Here is a 15590-nt window from a genome sequence, read left to right as displayed (position 1 = left end):
GCCCAGTAAGCTGCTCGCACCGCGATGCGCCCGCCCTGTGACGCAAGCGCGATCACCTCGAGACATTGCCACCCTGACATGCCGTCCGCGTACGACGACCCCGTTTATCTCGCGCAACTGCGGCGCGACCTGCTGCGCTTCGCGCGACTCCAGCTCCGCGATGCCGACGCGGCCGAAGACGCCGTGCAGGAAGCGCTGACCGCCGCGTGGTCGCACGCGGGCGATTTCGCGGGGCTGTCGGCCCACAAGACCTGGGTGTTCGGCATCCTGCGCAACAAGCTGATCGACGTGCTGCGTGCGCGGCAGCGGACGGTGAGCCTGTCCGCGCTCGACGCCGAGCTCGACGGCGAATCCGTGCTCGATCGCGAGCTGTTCAAGGAAAACGGGCACTGGGCCGCGCATGCGAAGCCGCGGCCGTGGCCGCGCCCCGAAACGCTGTTGCAGCAGCAGCAGTTCTGGACGCTGTTCCAGGTCTGCCTCGACCATCTTCCGGAGCAGATCGGGCGCGTGTTCATGATGCGCGAATTCCTCGACGTCGAGATGACGGACATCTGCAGCGAATTGACGCTGACGACGAATCATTGCAGCGTGCTGCTGTATCGGGCGCGCACGCGCCTGCGAACCTGCCTGAGCGAAAAAGGACTGACGACCGAAGATGCTGCCGGGGAAATGTACTGACGTGACGCGACTGCTGTCGGATGCGCTGGACCGGCATCTGACCCTGCATGAGCGCCTGCAGGTGCGCGTGCACCTGCCGACCTGCAGTGGCTGCAGAGCCTATCGCGGGCAGATTGCGCTGCTGCGGACGGCCGCGAAAGCGGCGGCGGGGCGGGAACCGGGCGATGACGACACGTCGCCCGGGGCGGGCTAGACCCGGCCCGCGTTGCCGCTATCGTCCGGGCTGTGGGTGTGCGCTGCCCGGCGATCGCGCCGGCTTCGATTGCTGGCGTGCGCGCCGGGATGATGCAATAAGAAAAATACGCCGGACAAGAATTATTCGAACAGCGCTTGCACCGATTCGGGCGGCCGGCCGATGGCTGCCTTCCCGCGATAAACGACGATAGGACGCTGCAGCAAAATCGGATGAGCGGCAATCGCCTCGTAGGCTTGCGCATCGGTCAAATCCGCGCGTGCCAGATCCAGTGTCTTGTACGGCTCCTCGCCGTCGCGCAGCATGTCGCGAACCGGGCGGCCGAGCTGCCGATGCAGCGCTTCCAGCTCCTCGACCGTCGGCGGCGTCTTCAGGTATTCGACGACGTTCACCGGCGTGCCGGTCGTGTTCAGCGTCTCGACCAACGCAAGCGTCTCGCGCGATTTCGAGCATCGGGGGTTGTGGTAGATCGTGATCATCATTCAGGCCTGGATGGGAGAGGGCTGTATTGTAGCCAGTCTGGATCGGGTGTTTCGGTGGGGGCGGCGATGGGGTAGCCGTGCGCGGATTCGGTGTTTTGGGGAGGCCGGTTGACGGGAAGACGCCGCCAGCGACACGGGTCACGGGTCACGGGTCACGGGTCACGGGTCACGGGTCACGGGTCACGGGAGAGGCGATCTATAGGGGATACGCTTCAAAGGACTGATGTGTTTATGCGCATAAAGTCGTGCGGCAAGATAAGGATTCTTGAGCCTGCGCATCGTGACGCGTGTCTCGGGTGGCGAAAAGCGCAGGCGCTAGCGTGGTACGCCGATTGGTTTATGCGCATAAAGCTTGCGATCGCTCGACAGGATACCGGGCGATTTCATCGCGCCGACGAACGTCGACAGTCGCGGCACCGAAGCGATCGTCGCATCGATGTTCTGCCGTGTCGGGGCATCGCCGTTTGCCGAATTCATGCAGGCTCGGCACATGGTCGTTCGTCATTTGCCATCCATCGACCGCGGTTTATGCGCATAAACGTTGCGGCTCGGTATGGCGTGATGTCGATGCCCATAGGCTCAATGGCGCGCCTACCGCGCTGCATATCTGGCCTGGGTGAATAGGATCACGCCCGCGCTCGGCAATGAGCGACCGTCCTACCGCATGGTTGGCCTCCCCGGTCGCGACAGAGTTTATGCGCACAAACTCGCCCGGCCGCAGGCGACCATCCACCACCGTCACCTGAAAGGGCAGCCCACTTCGATATCGCCGGCAACCCGCTGCGTGTCCCGACGACGCACTTCGTGACGACGCAACCATCGCGCGGTTCATCGACGTCCGCGGACATCAGCCACGCCATCCGATCACGCCACCGATCATCGCCGGTTCGTTTATGCGCATAAACCGATAGCCCGAATGGCTAACGTGTAGTTGTCGAACGACAATTTCATTGAAATATAAATATCGTCCTGTAGAATTCCAACGACCAAAATAGGAGTGAAAATTGGCCGCGGAAATCATTGCAGTCACTCAACAAAAAGGTGGCGTAGGCAAAAGCACGATTGCCATGCACCTCGGCGCCGCGTTCCATGAAAAAGGGAAGCGCATCCTCGTCATCGACGCAGACCGTCAAAACACCCTGGTTCACTGGTCGAGTGCCTCCGGCGACAGCGACACCGGCATTCCGTTTCCGGTCGTCAACCTTGCCGAAGCCGACGGCCAGATCCATCGCGAAATCAAGAAGTTCATCAACGACTACGACATCATCGTCGTCGACTGTCCGCCGTCGATCACCGAGAAGGTATCCGGCGTAGTCCTGCTGGCCGCATCGATTGCGGTGATCCCGACTTCGTCGTCGCCGGCCGATTACTGGTCGAGCGTCGGGCTGGTCAAGCTGATCCAGCAGGCGCAGGTCATGAACGAAGACCTCCGCGCGGTATTCCTGCTGAACAAGACCGAAGAGAAGCGCATGCTGACCCGCGAGCTCAAGCGCGCGCTCGAAGAGCTCGGCTTCCCGTTGCTGAAGACGCAGATCCCGACGCGGGAAGCGTACAAGCAGGCGATGGCGCTCGGTCAGACCGTGCTGCAGATGAACGATCGCGGCGGCAAGCTCGCCGCCGCCGAAATTCGCGCATGTGCCGACGAAATCGTCGCCATGCTGCCCTGACTTTATGCGCACAAAGGAGTCACATGAAACCTTCCCAATTTGCAAAAGGATTCCAAGCGCGCCCGGATATCACGACGAGCGAGAAACGCACGGCGCTCGATCGGCTCAATGCGATTGATGGCATCGTCAAGTCCGAGACGCCCGCCGCGGCACCGACCAAATCCGCGAAGAAAGACATCGCGCTGCCGCCCGCTTCCGAACTCACGCTCGATTCGTCGATCGACGAATCGCAGCAATATCGCGCATGGCGCCTCGAGAACCGCTATGCCCCGGGGCAGGTGATCGAGCTGTCGCTGAAGGCGATCAAGCATAGCCCGTTCAATCCGCGGCACTTCTATCTGAAGTCGTCGATTGCCGAACTCGCGGTCAACCTCGCGAAGCAGGGGCAGCAGCAGGCGATCCACGTGATTCCGGATTACGACAATCCGGGCACGTATTTCGTCAGCGACGGTGGCCGTCGCGTGCGGGCGCTGAAGGAAGCAAACAAGGAATCGGTGAAGGCGATCGTGATCGACGTGCCGATCGGTATCCAGAGCTACAAGCTCGGCTACGATCTGAACGTCCAGCGCGATTCGCAGACGGTGTTCGACAATGCCGTCGTGTGGCGCCGCTTCCTCGACGACAAGCATTTCCAGAGCCAGAAGGAACTCTCCGAGCATCTCGGCCTCGACGAGTCGACGGTGGCCGTCGCGCTGTCGATCGGCAAGTTGCCGGAAGCCATCATGCAGGAAATGGTCGCGCGTCCCGATCGCTTCGGTTCGAACATGGCGTATCAGGTCGGCCGCTATCACAATGCGCGCGGCACCGAGGCAACGCTGCGGCTGATCAACAAGATCGTGTCGGACGATCTCAGCACGCGCCAGGTGTCGGACATCGTCAAGGGCCGCGTCGCCGCGCAGGAGACGCCGAAGGCCGCGGGCCGTCAGCGCTACGCGCAGCGTCTCGAGATCAAGCTCGGCGGCAAGTCGGTCGGCGACCTGAAGTCGTATGGCGAAGACCGCATCGAATTGCGCCTGCGCGGCCTCCCGAAGGACAAGCGCGACGCGATCCTCGAGCAGCTCGAGCGGATGCTGTTGTCGGAGTGATGGAAGCGGCCGGCAAGGCCTGGTGAAGACGCCGGGCCCGCCCGGCCGGGCAGGCGGCCGGCGGCAGGCCCGTCAGCGGGCCTGAGCGGGCCTCAGGCGGCCCGCGACTGGTTCAGCGTGAACGACAGCAGGTCGCCGTCCGTCGGCTCGCCCCAGGTCTTCTGGGCCAGCCAGTCGAAAAAGGCCGTCTCGGCCAGCTTGGAATCGAGGCCGCGCTTGCGCCAGTCGTCGCGCAGATGCGTGCCCATCGTCGGCAGCGCCTCCGACTCGAACGACTCGCGGGCCACTTCGCGTTCGGCGTCTCCCTGCTCCTCGTACAGCACCTTCGCTTCCTTGCGACGGAACGCCGAGAATTCGCTCAGCAGGCGCGCCTTCAGATCGTCCGGCTGCGCCGCTGCAACCTTCGCGGACGGCGTGCCGGCAGGCAGCGCGTCGACCGACTCGACCGGCGGCGCATAACCCTTCTTCAGCGCGTCCTTGAACAGCGCCGGCGCGCTGCGCACCGGCGGCAGCGTCGTGCTGCGCATCCGCTGCTCGGTCATCTGCAGTGCGGCGCGAATCCGGTTCTCTTCGCTGTCCGCGTAGAGCGTCTGCGCTTCCTTCAGCGGGATCCCGAGTTTCACCATCCGGTCGACCAGCGTGCTGTCGAAGACGTTCGGGTGTTCGTCGAGCGCGAGCATCGGCTGCTTGCGCTCGGTCACGCGGAACTGGATCTCCGCGACCCGGCGCCCTTCGCGGTGCTCGATCAGCTCGACGAAGATGTTGGTGACCGCGTTGACTTCCGCGATCGCCGGACGCAGATAGTCGCGCTTGAAGTACTTGTACTCGCGCTTCGCCTCGTCGCCGGCTTCGGTGTCGGGCGTGCCCGACAGGATCGGCCGCCACCATTCCCACGGCTCGCGCATCGTCAGGTGGCTCGGATTCGTCAGATAGCGCACGCAGATCTCGTACAGCGCGAGGCCGGCGCTGCTGCGCAGCTGGCTCTGGAACTGCAGGCTCAGGCGCGCATACTGGACCGGATCGAGCAGCTTTTTCTTGATCTTCGGCGCGAACGAGAATTCGACCCACACGCGGCGGGTCGCCGGATCCTCGAGAATTTCCGCGTCGGCGATCAGCGTCGAGATCCCCCACTTGCGGCCCGGCTTCTGGCTCGACGTCCCCGTACTCCATTCGACCTGCACCGACACCATGCGGCGCAGGTGTTCCTTCACCAGTGCGGTGTCGTTCGAATCGAAGGCGGAGTTTGCGACGATATCCGACAGCAGCGCGCGATACGTATCGCCCGAGTCGTCGGCCTGCTGCGCGACGGCCAGCAGGACGTTGAACAGCTTGCGGGTCAGGAGTGTGATCTTGCCGCTCTTCGGCTGAATTGCGATCGCCTCGACGGCCTTGCGCAACTCGGCTGAACTGGCACTCACCACATCCACATCGGTTTTCTTGGCGCGCTTCGTCGTGGCCATACGTCGGGTCGGAGGAGAAGTTTTCCGGAAGGATAGCGCCTGCGGTGATGTGCGTCCAGAACGACATGCTCACCATAGCCGGTGAAGCGCGCGTGCTAAATGGCACTCACCCCAACCGCTCCCGAAAACGCTCACCGGTCCGGAATTGCGGCGCTCCAGACTCGTCCAGACGTGCCGCGGGATGCGCCGATTCACAGAATTTCCCCTGTGCATGACACGTGCGAAACTCGCTCCCGTATCGGCTCACCTTTCGATTTGTCGCAATTTTGCGACTGCACGTCCGTGAGTTCGCCACAGGGTCGCGATCGCACCTCACGGAACGTCCCGGATCGCGCCGCCTCGGGCTGTATGCATGTACAGGCACGGCTCCCCAGGAAATCGTGATCGCATCCGGCACCCGGAAACGCGCCGTCGAAACCGGCCCGCGCCACCCGATCGGGCCTGCTTTGCCGGCTCGGGCGCGCATTGTACAGCGCCCAAATCGAGTCAGGTCCCGAAAATACTCACCTTGAGCACAGCTTGTCCTTTCGTCTCGATGCCGCCGAATGTCCGGCACACGCGGGATTGGCTACCGGAGCCTCCTGAAAACGCTCACCTCATTGAAAAAATGCGGCACAGCAACGGGCACGGGAACGGCTCCCGAAAAACCTCACCGTAACTGTCGCGGTATCAAAAACTCCAATGCCTTCCGATACTTATGCACAGAAGGCATTTGGCTGTGCCCGGCAGACATCCCCCGAAAAGCCTCACCTTTCGACGGGAGTCCTTCATACGACAACCGTATGTCAGCCCCCGAAAATTCTCACCTGTGCCAAAAAGGGGCACAGCAAAAACGAGATTTCTTCCAGTCCTGGCGGGCTTTTCCGCGAATCCGACCACTCACTGGTCCCGAAAAGCCTCACCTTTGACCATTTTTCGAGCAAATGCCGTTCCCGAAAATGCTCACCTGTGACCACGACCACAGCCTGTGATCCATGCCCCGAAAAAGCTCACCTTAGTGTGATCGGGGCAGGAAAACCCGGATTTCCCTCCCGAAAAGCCTCACCTTTAGTGCATCACAGGCCCCGGAGAGCACTTTTGCTGTGCAAAATGGCATTCGTTTCCCGGAAATCCTCACACCAAATTCCCGTGGAGTCCCGTGAAACCTCACCTTTTGCCAAAATTGCCTAAAAGATGGGCAGAATCGGGGCGCGAAGAGGGTCCCGCAAATTCTCACCTATGTCTGCACAGGCAGAAAACTGTGCAGTCAGGCACAGCGCGGGTTCTGTGGCTGTGAGGCCCCGAAAACCCTCACCTTTGGGAAAGCTCGTGTTTCACTGTGATCCCGAATCCGCTCACGACCCTTCCTGCAACGGCTCACGCAGCTCCCTGAACCCCATCACGTCAGCTCCCGCAGAAGATCACCTTGGCTCCCGTAAAACTTCACCTTGTCGGCCGGAAAGCCTTGCTACATAAGGCTGCGCCATGGCGTTAACGTTTTTAACTAAGGGTTCAAGGGTGTTTACTTCTAATACTCTCAAGACATCGGCTGACGAGTTTTCCACAGAGACCCCAAACCCTGAACACCCACAGGGAATCGGATCCGCCGTCATGTGAAACAAATGCCGATTTTCGGGATCTGCTGGAAAACGCTTGCATTACAAAGACTTGGCTGACTTTCTTCGCTTTGTTTCACGGAATTCTGGACCACGTTCGTCCAGATAAGCTCACAGACCCGATTTCTGTGCGAAGCGACGTAAATTCGCAACGTCGACCTGAAACAGGTATCAATAGATACGTATTTCGTTATGATTACCACATCTCAATGTCTACGAGCTCTGCCATGACCCTGGACGAAATGCGCCAAGTCATTCGGGACGAACTGGAAACTCTGCGTGCAAGCGGTGCGCGGCGCCAGGAATTGTCATTGCACGCGTGCAAGCGCCTGTTCTTCGATCTCGGTATCCGGCCGTCGGCCGCCAACGTCCGCGATCTCACCCAAACCGGCAGCGCCAGCGACATCCCGAAAGACATCGATCATTTCTGGGAGCGCATCCGTTCTGCGTCGAAGATCCGGCTCGACGGTGCGGCAATTCCGAAGGCCGTCGAGGAAAAGGCCGGTGCACTGCTCGGTGCACTCTATGAAGAAGCGTTGAAAGCGGCACGCGACAGTCTCGATGGCGACCGCGAACAGGTTCGCGCCGGCATTGCCGACGCCGAACAGCGGTTGCGCGATGCAACCGTCCGCCATGAGACGCTCGAAAGCGCGCTCGCGCGCGGCGAAGCCCGGAACGAGCAATTGCAGGCGCGCGTGACCGAACTCGAGGTTCAGCTCGCATCACAGACGACGCACGGTTCGGCAAGCGAAGCGACGTTGCTCACCACAGTCGCCCGACTGGAGAAGGAATTGGCCGCCGCCGCAGGCCGCGTCGACGCCGAACAGGCGCAAAACGCCGTGCTGCGCGACCGCATCGATACGCTGCAAGCCGAATTGCAGCAGCGCACCGAGCACTACGCCCAGCAAATCAAGGACGCGGTGGCCGAAGCAGAACGCCGCGTCAAGCCGATGCTGGTCGAGCTGGACTCGCTGCGCAGCATGGCGTCGACCTACCAGAGCGGTTTGCGCGACGTCCAGCGCAAGGAATTCGATTTCCTTCAGCAACTGAGCTCGGCCAAGGCACGCGCCGACCGGCTCGAAGAACAGTTGCGCAGCCAGAGCGACGAACTGGAACGTGCGACGCGCGACGCGAATTCGTTGCGCGCGAGCCGCGGGATGAATCCGGAAATTGCCGCGCTGATCCGGCGCCTGGCCGATGCGGGGCAACTGGATGCGGAAGCGTTTGCCGCGATCGGTACGTCGCTGGATCAAGAGATTCCGGTGCCGGCCCAGTGCCCGCGTTGCGACGGCGAACCGGAGCTGTCGCAGAGCGACGAGGGTTTTGAAGTGGCGTGCCCGGAATGCGAGCACGCTTCGGGCGCATGGCCGTCGCGATTCGAAGCTATCGCGCGTTTTGCGCACACCTGACCAGAAGATCGGCGGCACCAGCACAGGTGAGACGATCCGGGGCGCTTGAGGTGAGGTTTTTCGGGAGCTGTGAAACGGTGAGGCTGCGCCGTGCAAGGCTGCTCACGGATCGTGTCGCGGGAGCAGCCGTTTCCGGATCAGTGAGTTTCGTCGCTGTCGGATGCGTCACCGTTGCTGTCGGTCAGGCCATCGCGCCAGTTTTTCCATGCGCGATGCAGGCGGTTCGACGAGATCGGCCGCATGAAGCCCAGCCATTTGCCGACCCGTTCAGGCGGCACGTCGTTTTCGAACAGTTCGGCCGCGTAGGTATTGCGCAGCGTCTGCGGGCTCGCGCGCGCGGTGCGCGACGACGTGAGCCCGGCCGATTCGACGATCGCATCGATGGCGCGCAGCATCGTCGCCTTGTGCATCGGCCGCCCGGCATGCGACGCAGGGAACACGAGCTCGCCCGGAATTTCCTGGCGCTTGCGCTCCATGAGCCACGCTTCGAGCAGCGCGATCGCGAATGACGCCAGATGGGTTTCGCGTGCGTAAGCCGGGTGCGCCGACTGGATCTGCAGCGATGTTCCGCTCGTATTGACGCAACTAATCGTAAGCACACGCGCTTCGCCGGTTTTAATGCCGGCACCGAGAAACGCGGCCACGAGCGCGCGGTCGCGCCGCTCTTTCCAGTACGCGGAACCGGATACGCCGATCGGCGAAAACAGATACGCGAGCAACGTCGCGCGTTCGGCCGGCGTCAGGAAACCGGTCGGCTCATTGTCGCGCGCCTTGCGCCAGTTCGCTTCGCCATCCTGAGCAATGAAACGGGCCGGGTTGGTCGACGCATACTCTGTGCGCCGGATGTGGTCGAGTACACGCTCGATCAGCCGCAGATAGCGCAATCGCTGGGTTTTCCGGATCGGCAATTCGCCGACGAAATTCGCGATCGTTGCCGTATCGACCGTCGCCAGATTCTTCTGATGCGCGCGCATCCACGTGAGAAACGCGCCCCATTGCGTGCGATAGACATCGGCCGATGAGCGGCGATAGTCCTGCATGGCCAGCCACGCATCGAATGCGGCTTCGGGCGACACGATCCAGTCGGATGCGCCGCGGTCGAACAGATCCTTTTCTTCCGGGCGTGCCGGAGTGTCGGGAGAGGCGGGAAGGGACATGTCATTTATTCCGTTAGTTGCGTATATGGTAGCCCTTTTCGCAACGTCTCGGGCAGCAAGAGGCTCGACAGGCCGCCATGCGCGGCGGCCCGGGTTGGCAGTCAGTCGCCCCACGCCTTGGACGGACGGTGAGCACGCTCGCGGGGCGCCGTGTCATGCGACGTTGCCGCCGCTTCGTATGCGAGAACCGCGAACGAAAAGACGGCGGGCAGCGCATTCGAGCGCCCGAAGTCGATCGGATCGTCCGTTTCGGGAAACGCCATGTCCGACGGTCGTTCGAACAATTGGCGCATACCGGCCTCGTGCCGGCTGGCAAAGCCGAGATCGGCGAGTGCCTCGGCTTCGATCGCGTGCAGCAGGCGCCACGTCAGCGGGACGCGCTGACGGATATAGCGCCCGGCAATATGGCGAACGATCAGCTCGAGGTCGTGTGCGGCAGCCTTGAAGCTGAGCGCGGCCAAATCTTGTTCTTCTGTCATCGCAGGCTCCTGTCGACCGGGGCGGGCGCCTCGGTGCGCCGGCTCCGGCCCATGCATGGCGGAATGTCCGTATACTGTACAAACATACAGTACTTTCCGCAACTGGCTCTTTGGCCAGCTATACGCGCCGTCAGCGATGGATCACGATTAGCAGTGCCCGCGCGTCGGCCTTGCCCGGATTGCGGATCGCGTGCGGCTCGTCGGCCGGGTAGCGCGCGGTGTCGCCGGCCTTCAGGCGTCGGCTGGCCGATGCGGCCTCGATTTCCATCGCGCCCTGCAGCACGGTGAGGTGCTCGCGCGTGCCGGGTTCGTGCGCGTTCGATACGAGTGCGCCGCCGCCCGGCAGCGTCAGCTCGTACCACTCGAACTTGCCGGCGAGATCGATCGGGCCCCACACACGCAACTGGTACCGGCCGTCGTGCCCGGCGAGCGTCGGAATGTCGTGCGGGCCGTCTACACGGATCGTCTCCGGCGCCTTCGGCTGCGAGAACAGCTCGTCGAGCGTGATGCCGAGCGCGTTGGTCAGCCGCCAGGCGACGGCGATCGTCGGGTTGGCCTTGTCGCGCTCGATCTCGGAGAGCATCGATTTCGATACGCCGGCCGCGCGCGACAGGTCGTCGAGCGTCAGCTTGCGCTCGTTGCGCAATCGCTGGATCTGCTCGCCGACACGCGGCGGCGTGGCGGCCGGCGGCTGCGATGCGGCGCCGGCAGGCGGGCGCCGCGATCCGGAGGAACTTGCCATTTGGATTCCGTTCGCTTAGAGTTGTTCGGTATTTCGAATTCTAGTTCGGAATATCGGATAAATGCGGTCAACCGAACGACCGACTATAACAGTAGCAGGCCGTTGCGCCGCCGCCACGAGCGGCGCGCCGCGGAATGCGAATCCCTGTCAGGAGCTTTGCGATGCGTGATGCCTTTCTCGCCCAGGTGCGCGGGACGCTCGACCAGATCCGCGCGGACGGTTTTTACAAGACCGAGCGCGAGATCGCGAGTCCCCAGGCGGCGGCCGTGCGGCTTGCCGGCGGTGCCGGCGTGCTCAATTTCTGCGCGAACAACTATCTGGGTCTGGCGAACGATCCGCGCCTGATCGACGCGGCGAAAGCCGGCCTCGACCAGGACGGCTTCGGCATGGCATCGGTGCGCTTCATCTGCGGCACGCAAACCGTGCACAAGCAACTGGAAAGCGCGCTGGCCGCGTTTCTCGGCACCGAGGACAGCATCCTCTATTCGAGCTGTTTCGATGCGAACGGCGGGCTGTTCGAGACGCTGCTCGACGAGAACGACGCGGTGATCAGCGACGAGCTGAACCACGCGAGCATCATCGACGGCATCCGCCTGTGCAAGGCGAAGCGCTTCCGCTACCGGAACAACGACCTGTCCGATCTCGAGGCGAAGCTCAAGGAAGCCGATGCGGCGGGCGCGCGCCACAAGCTGATCGCGACCGACGGCGTGTTCTCGATGGACGGCATCATCGCCGACCTGAAAGGCATCTGCGATCTCGCCGATCGTTACGGCGCGCTCGTGATGGTCGACGATTCCCACGCGGTCGGCTTCATCGGCGCGCACGGCCGCGGCACGCCCGAGCACTGCGGCGTCGAAGGCCGCGTCGACATCATCACGGGCACGCTCGGCAAGGCGCTCGGCGGCGCATCGGGCGGCTACGTCGCCGCGCGCCGCGAGGTCGTCGAACTGCTGCGCCAGCGCTCGCGTCCGTACCTGTTCTCGAACACGCTCACGCCGAGCATTGCCGCGGCATCGCTGAAGGTGCTGGAGCTGCTCGGCAGCGACGAAGGCGCGAAGCTGCGCGAGCGCGTGCGCGAGAACGGCGTGCGGTTCCGCGAGCAGATGACCGAAGCGGGCTTCACGCTCGTGCCCGGCGCGCATCCGATCATCCCGGTGATGCTTGGCGACGCACAGCTCGCGACGAACATGGCCGACCAGCTGCTCGGCGAAGGCGTCTACGTGATCGGCTTCTCGTTTCCCGTCGTGCCGCGCGGCCGCGCGCGCATCCGCACGCAGATGAGCGCCGCGCATACGCCCGAGCAGATCGACCAGGCGGTCGCCGCGTTCGTGCGCGTCGGCAAGTCGCTCGGCATCGTTTGACGGAGGCGCCACCATGAAAGCACTGGCAAAGCTCGAACGCGGCCCCGGCCTCACGCTCACGCGCGTGAAGCGTCCCGAAGTCGGCCACAACGACGTGCTGATCAAGATCCGCCGTACGGCGATCTGCGGCACCGACATCCATATCTGGAAGTGGGACGACTGGGCGCAGAAGACGATTCCCGTGCCGATGCACGTCGGTCACGAATATGTCGGCGAGATCGTCGAGATGGGGCAGGAAGTGCGCGGCTTCGCGATCGGCGATCGCGTGTCCGGCGAAGGCCACATCACGTGCGGCTTCTGCCGCAACTGTCGCGCGGGGCGCCGGCATCTGTGCCGCAACACGGTCGGCGTCGGCGTGAACCGCGAAGGCGCGTTCGCCGAGTATCTGGCGATTCCGGCGTTCAACGCGTTCAAGATTCCGCCCGAGATCTCCGACGATCTCGCGTCGATCTTCGATCCGTTCGGCAACGCGACGCACACGGCGCTGTCGTTCAACCTCGTCGGCGAGGATGTACTGATCACCGGCGCGGGCCCGATCGGCATCATGGCCGTCGCGATCGCGAAGCACGTCGGCGCGCGCAACGTCGTCATCACCGACATCAACGACTACCGGCTGGAACTCGCGCGCAAGATGGGCGCGACGCGCGCGGTCAACGTCGCACGCGAGTCGCTGCGCGACGTGATGGCCGACCTGCACATGACCGAAGGCTTCGACGTCGGCCTCGAGATGTCGGGCGTGCCGAGCGCGTTCACGAGCATGCTCGAGGCGATGAACCACGGCGGCAAGGTTGCGCTGCTCGGCATCCCGCCCGCGCAGACGGCGATCGACTGGAACCAGGTGATCTTCAAGGGGCTCGAGATCAAGGGCATCTATGGCCGCGAGATGTTCGAGACCTGGTACAAGATGGTCGCGATGCTGCAGAGCGGCCTCGACCTGTCGCCGATCATCACGCATCGCTTTGCGGCCGACGATTACGAGAAAGGCTTCGCCGCGATGCTGTCCGGCGAAAGCGGCAAGGTGATTCTCGACTGGACGGCCTGAGTGCCGAAGGGGCAGCGCGGCTCGTTCGCCGCCTGCCCCGCTTTCGTTTGCACGTGTGTCGTCGAGATCGGAACGCGCGAATCCGGGCTTGAGGTGAGGTTATTCGGGAGCTGTGTTTGCGCGTCGAATCCCGACGCGATCGCACATCGGTGAATCGCAATCGCGCGTTCGCTTCACCTGTCAGCCCCCCGCCTCGCTTCACCCCATCACGCCATTCGGTGCCTGTTCTTCTTCCGCACGCCTCCCTGCTTCGCTTGTTGAGCGATTGTTCCCTACGCACCGCATGCAATGCCGTGCCGAACCGGGACGTCAACCGTGAGTCGGTGAACCTCGTTACGACTCACTCATACGCAACGCAATCTGCATCGAGCGGTGCGCGGACCGCTACTTGCGCTGTTCACCCGTCAACCATCGCGGTTCGAGCTGGAGATTCAACACGACGAGCCAGCGCTTCGGGCACTGCTGCGCAACGTCGATCAGATCGCCGTGCGTGCCGGAAACCGTGACGAACCCGTGCTGCGCTGCATACCGACAGGCGCGCGACGCATCGGCTTGCAGCCAGAAGCTGACGAGCGCACAGGTCACGAAGCGGAACAGCAGCAACGTCGCGATTTCGGGCGCGAAACCGGCCGCGACGAGTAGGCCTTCGAACGCGAACGTCAGCGCATGCGCGGCCGCGATCGTGACGATCGTCAGCTTCATCACGCCGCGCAGTCGCAGCGCCGCACGCACGCGTGCCTGCCGGACAGCGAGCTGTGCACGATCGCCATCGCCATCATGCTTCTGCACTTCGTGTTTCATGACGCCGCACCGGCTTGCCGCGCAACGTCGATCTGCGCTATGTCGCAGGCACGCATGCGGTCGTCCGCGACGCCGACGGATTTGCACAGGATCGCGCTGTCGTAGTTGTGTCCCGGAAAACGCATCACGTCGACCGGTTGAAATCCTTCGCGACGATAGAAATCGATGAGCCGGACCGCTGCGTACGGCGCGTCGAGCGCGAGGTGCGTCGCGCCGCGCGCGGCCGCCCGCCGTTGCGCGAACGCGAGCAGCGAGCGGCCGATGCCGCGTTGCTGCCAGACGGGATCGACGGCCAGCTGGCCGAGCGTTGCGACGTGCCGGCTGCGATACGGATCGCAGCGCGAATCGGGATCGTGCGAATGCATCGTCATCGTCGCGACCAGATGCGCGTTGCCGAGCGCGACGAAACACTCGCCGGTGAGCACGCGTTCGCGTGTCGCCGATGCCGGCTGATCGACGCACGGGCAGTTGAAGCCCAGCGCGCCGAGCGGCGCGAACGCGCGATGCAGCAGCGCGGTCAGCGCGTCGTACGAATCGCTGCGCGGATCGAAGCGCCGCACGACGACGCGGCCGTCGAGCCGCTTGGCATAAGCCGCATAAGCGCGCGCGGGGCGCGCGGATTCCGGTCGCTGCATGATGTCCTTTCGCCCAGACAGGGTGACCGAAGTGTAGTGAGCGTCACGCATCCGCTTCAAGAAAAAATGTCGTAAACGCGGCGGGCCGCGTCGCACGGCGGCCGCGCGGCCAGGCCGCGATTCAGCCCTTTCGCCGATATGGCTATTTCACACAGGAGTTGACGACGGAGAACGATCGTTCTACCGTAAACGCATGAACACACGACACGACACTTCCGGCGAACCGGGCGTTCGCGACCGGCTGCTCGATGCGGCCGAAGCGCTGATCTATTCGGGCGGCATCCACGCAACGGGTGTCGACGCGATCGTGAAGCGGTCCGGCGCGGCACGAAAGAGCTTTTATTCGCAGTTCGAATCGAAAGAGGCGCTGGTGGTCGCCGCGCTCGAACGCCGCGACGAGCGCTGGATGCGCTGGTTCGTCGATGCAACCCATGCGCGCGGCAACGCGCCGCGCGCGCAGTTGCTCGGCATGTTCGACGTGCTGCGCGACTGGTTCGGGCAGCCCGACTTTCATGGCTGCGCTTTCCTGAACGCGTCGGGCGAGATTCCCGATGCCGACGATCCCGTGCGCGTCGTCGCGCGTATGCACAAGGCGCGCCTGCTGGCATTCGTGCGCGAGCGGTTCGACGCGTATGCCGACGCAACGGGAATCGAGCGCCGCGGGCTCGCGCGCCTTGCGCGTCAGTGGCTCGTGCTGATCGACGGCGCGATCGGCGTGGCGCTCGTCAGCGGCGATGCCAACGCCGCGCGCGATGCGCGCGCGACGGCCGAACTGCTGCTCGACACCGTTTCGCGGTAGTCGAT

General features: G+C 63.5%; 16 protein-coding genes. 9 read left to right on the top strand and 7 right to left on the bottom strand.

Annotation, left to right across the window (positions count from 1 at the left end; genetic code table 11):
* The first annotated feature begins 78 nt into the window (after window positions 1-78).
* Window positions 79-678, top strand: a complete 600-nt coding sequence (locus AC3WLY_RS03805; RefSeq protein WP_072444958.1) for an RNA polymerase factor sigma-70 — start codon at window positions 79-81, stop codon at window positions 676-678.
* On the top strand, window positions 656-871 hold the full coding sequence (locus AC3WLY_RS03800) for a zf-HC2 domain-containing protein (RefSeq protein ID WP_047902101.1): 216 nt from the start codon (window positions 656-658) through the stop codon (window positions 869-871). The genes AC3WLY_RS03805 and AC3WLY_RS03800 overlap by 23 nt, the downstream gene beginning before the upstream one ends.
* A 122-nt stretch (window positions 872-993) precedes the next feature.
* Here AC3WLY_RS03800 and arsC read toward each other — a convergent pair whose 3' ends face one another.
* On the bottom strand, window positions 994-1353 hold the full coding sequence (arsC, locus tag AC3WLY_RS03795; protein ID WP_492309129.1) for an arsenate reductase (glutaredoxin): 360 nt from the start codon (window positions 1351-1353) through the stop codon (window positions 994-996).
* Between the two features lie 352 nt (window positions 1354-1705).
* On the opposite strand from arsC, the gene AC3WLY_RS03790 reads away from it, so the two are divergent.
* The 3 genes from AC3WLY_RS03790 (at window position 1706) to AC3WLY_RS03780 (ending at window position 4105) form a co-directional block, all read left to right on the top strand.
* Window positions 1706-1891 carry a hypothetical protein gene (locus tag AC3WLY_RS03790; protein ID WP_175959870.1) on the top strand — a complete coding sequence of 62 codons (186 nt, stop codon included), beginning with the start codon at window positions 1706-1708 and terminating at the stop codon, window positions 1889-1891.
* Window positions 1892-2357: 466 nt separating this feature from the next.
* Window positions 2358-3020 (top strand): ParA family partition ATPase, encoded by a 663-nt coding sequence (gene parA / locus AC3WLY_RS03785; protein WP_034181507.1) that lies wholly within the window; start codon window positions 2358-2360, stop codon window positions 3018-3020.
* 23 nt (window positions 3021-3043) lie between these two features.
* Window positions 3044-4105, top strand: coding sequence for a ParB/RepB/Spo0J family partition protein (locus AC3WLY_RS03780; protein WP_175959869.1), 1062 nt, complete (start codon window positions 3044-3046; stop codon window positions 4103-4105).
* A 92-nt stretch (window positions 4106-4197) separates the two neighbouring features.
* On the opposite strand, the gene AC3WLY_RS03775 is transcribed toward AC3WLY_RS03780, so the two are convergent.
* On the bottom strand, window positions 4198-5565 hold the full coding sequence (locus AC3WLY_RS03775) for a replication initiation protein (protein ID WP_072444964.1): 1368 nt from the start codon (window positions 5563-5565) through the stop codon (window positions 4198-4200).
* A gap of 1822 nt (window positions 5566-7387) precedes the next feature.
* Between AC3WLY_RS03775 and AC3WLY_RS03770 the strand changes: the two genes are divergently transcribed.
* A complete protein-coding gene (locus tag AC3WLY_RS03770; RefSeq protein WP_492309130.1) occupies window positions 7388-8569 on the top strand; it encodes a DNA-binding protein in 1182 nt (393 codons plus the stop codon).
* A 137-nt stretch (window positions 8570-8706) separates the two neighbouring features.
* Here the strand turns inward: AC3WLY_RS03770 and AC3WLY_RS03765 are convergent, their stop codons facing one another.
* From AC3WLY_RS03765 to AC3WLY_RS03755, 3 genes are all read right to left on the bottom strand, one after another.
* Complete coding sequence (locus tag AC3WLY_RS03765) at window positions 8707-9726, bottom strand: tyrosine-type recombinase/integrase (protein WP_492309131.1); 1020 nt, start codon at window positions 9724-9726, stop codon at window positions 8707-8709.
* A gap of 101 nt (window positions 9727-9827) precedes the next feature.
* Window positions 9828-10205 (bottom strand): DUF2471 family protein, encoded by a 378-nt coding sequence (locus tag AC3WLY_RS03760; protein ID WP_034181502.1) that lies wholly within the window; start codon window positions 10203-10205, stop codon window positions 9828-9830.
* 130 nt (window positions 10206-10335) lie between these two features.
* Window positions 10336-10947 carry a helix-turn-helix domain-containing protein gene (locus AC3WLY_RS03755; protein ID WP_175959868.1) on the bottom strand — a complete coding sequence of 204 codons (612 nt, stop codon included), beginning with the start codon at window positions 10945-10947 and terminating at the stop codon, window positions 10336-10338.
* 161 nt (window positions 10948-11108) lie between these two features.
* Here AC3WLY_RS03755 and AC3WLY_RS03750 point away from each other — a divergent pair, with 161 nt between their 5' ends.
* Window positions 11109-12308 (top strand): glycine C-acetyltransferase, encoded by a 1200-nt coding sequence (locus tag AC3WLY_RS03750; RefSeq protein ID WP_175959867.1) that lies wholly within the window; start codon window positions 11109-11111, stop codon window positions 12306-12308.
* 13 nt (window positions 12309-12321) lie between these two features.
* On the top strand, window positions 12322-13350 hold the full coding sequence (tdh, locus tag AC3WLY_RS03745; protein ID WP_047902093.1) for an L-threonine 3-dehydrogenase: 1029 nt from the start codon (window positions 12322-12324) through the stop codon (window positions 13348-13350).
* Window positions 13351-13734: 384 nt separating this feature from the next.
* On the opposite strand, the gene AC3WLY_RS03740 is transcribed toward tdh, so the two are convergent.
* Together AC3WLY_RS03740 and AC3WLY_RS03735 are read right to left on the bottom strand one after the other, a co-directional pair.
* The gene (locus AC3WLY_RS03740; RefSeq protein ID WP_492309132.1) at window positions 13735-14151 is read right to left on the bottom strand and encodes a hypothetical protein; all 417 of its coding nucleotides are present in this window, start codon (window positions 14149-14151) and stop codon (window positions 13735-13737) included.
* Entirely contained in the window at window positions 14148-14786 is a 639-nt protein-coding gene (locus AC3WLY_RS03735) for a GNAT family N-acetyltransferase (RefSeq protein ID WP_492309133.1), read from the bottom strand. Before AC3WLY_RS03735 ends, AC3WLY_RS03740 begins: the two co-directional genes overlap by 4 nt.
* 193 nt (window positions 14787-14979) lie before the next feature.
* Between AC3WLY_RS03735 and AC3WLY_RS03730 the strand changes: the two genes are divergently transcribed.
* Window positions 14980-15585, top strand: a complete 606-nt coding sequence (locus AC3WLY_RS03730) for a TetR/AcrR family transcriptional regulator (RefSeq protein WP_072444980.1) — start codon at window positions 14980-14982, stop codon at window positions 15583-15585.
* The last annotated feature ends 5 nt before the right edge of the window (window positions 15586-15590 follow it).

It is taken from the genome of Burkholderia sp. FW306-1C-G01B, from assembly GCF_058781685.1.
Note: the sequence above shows the minus strand (reverse complement) of the source record. Positions and strands in the feature narration are given on the sequence as shown.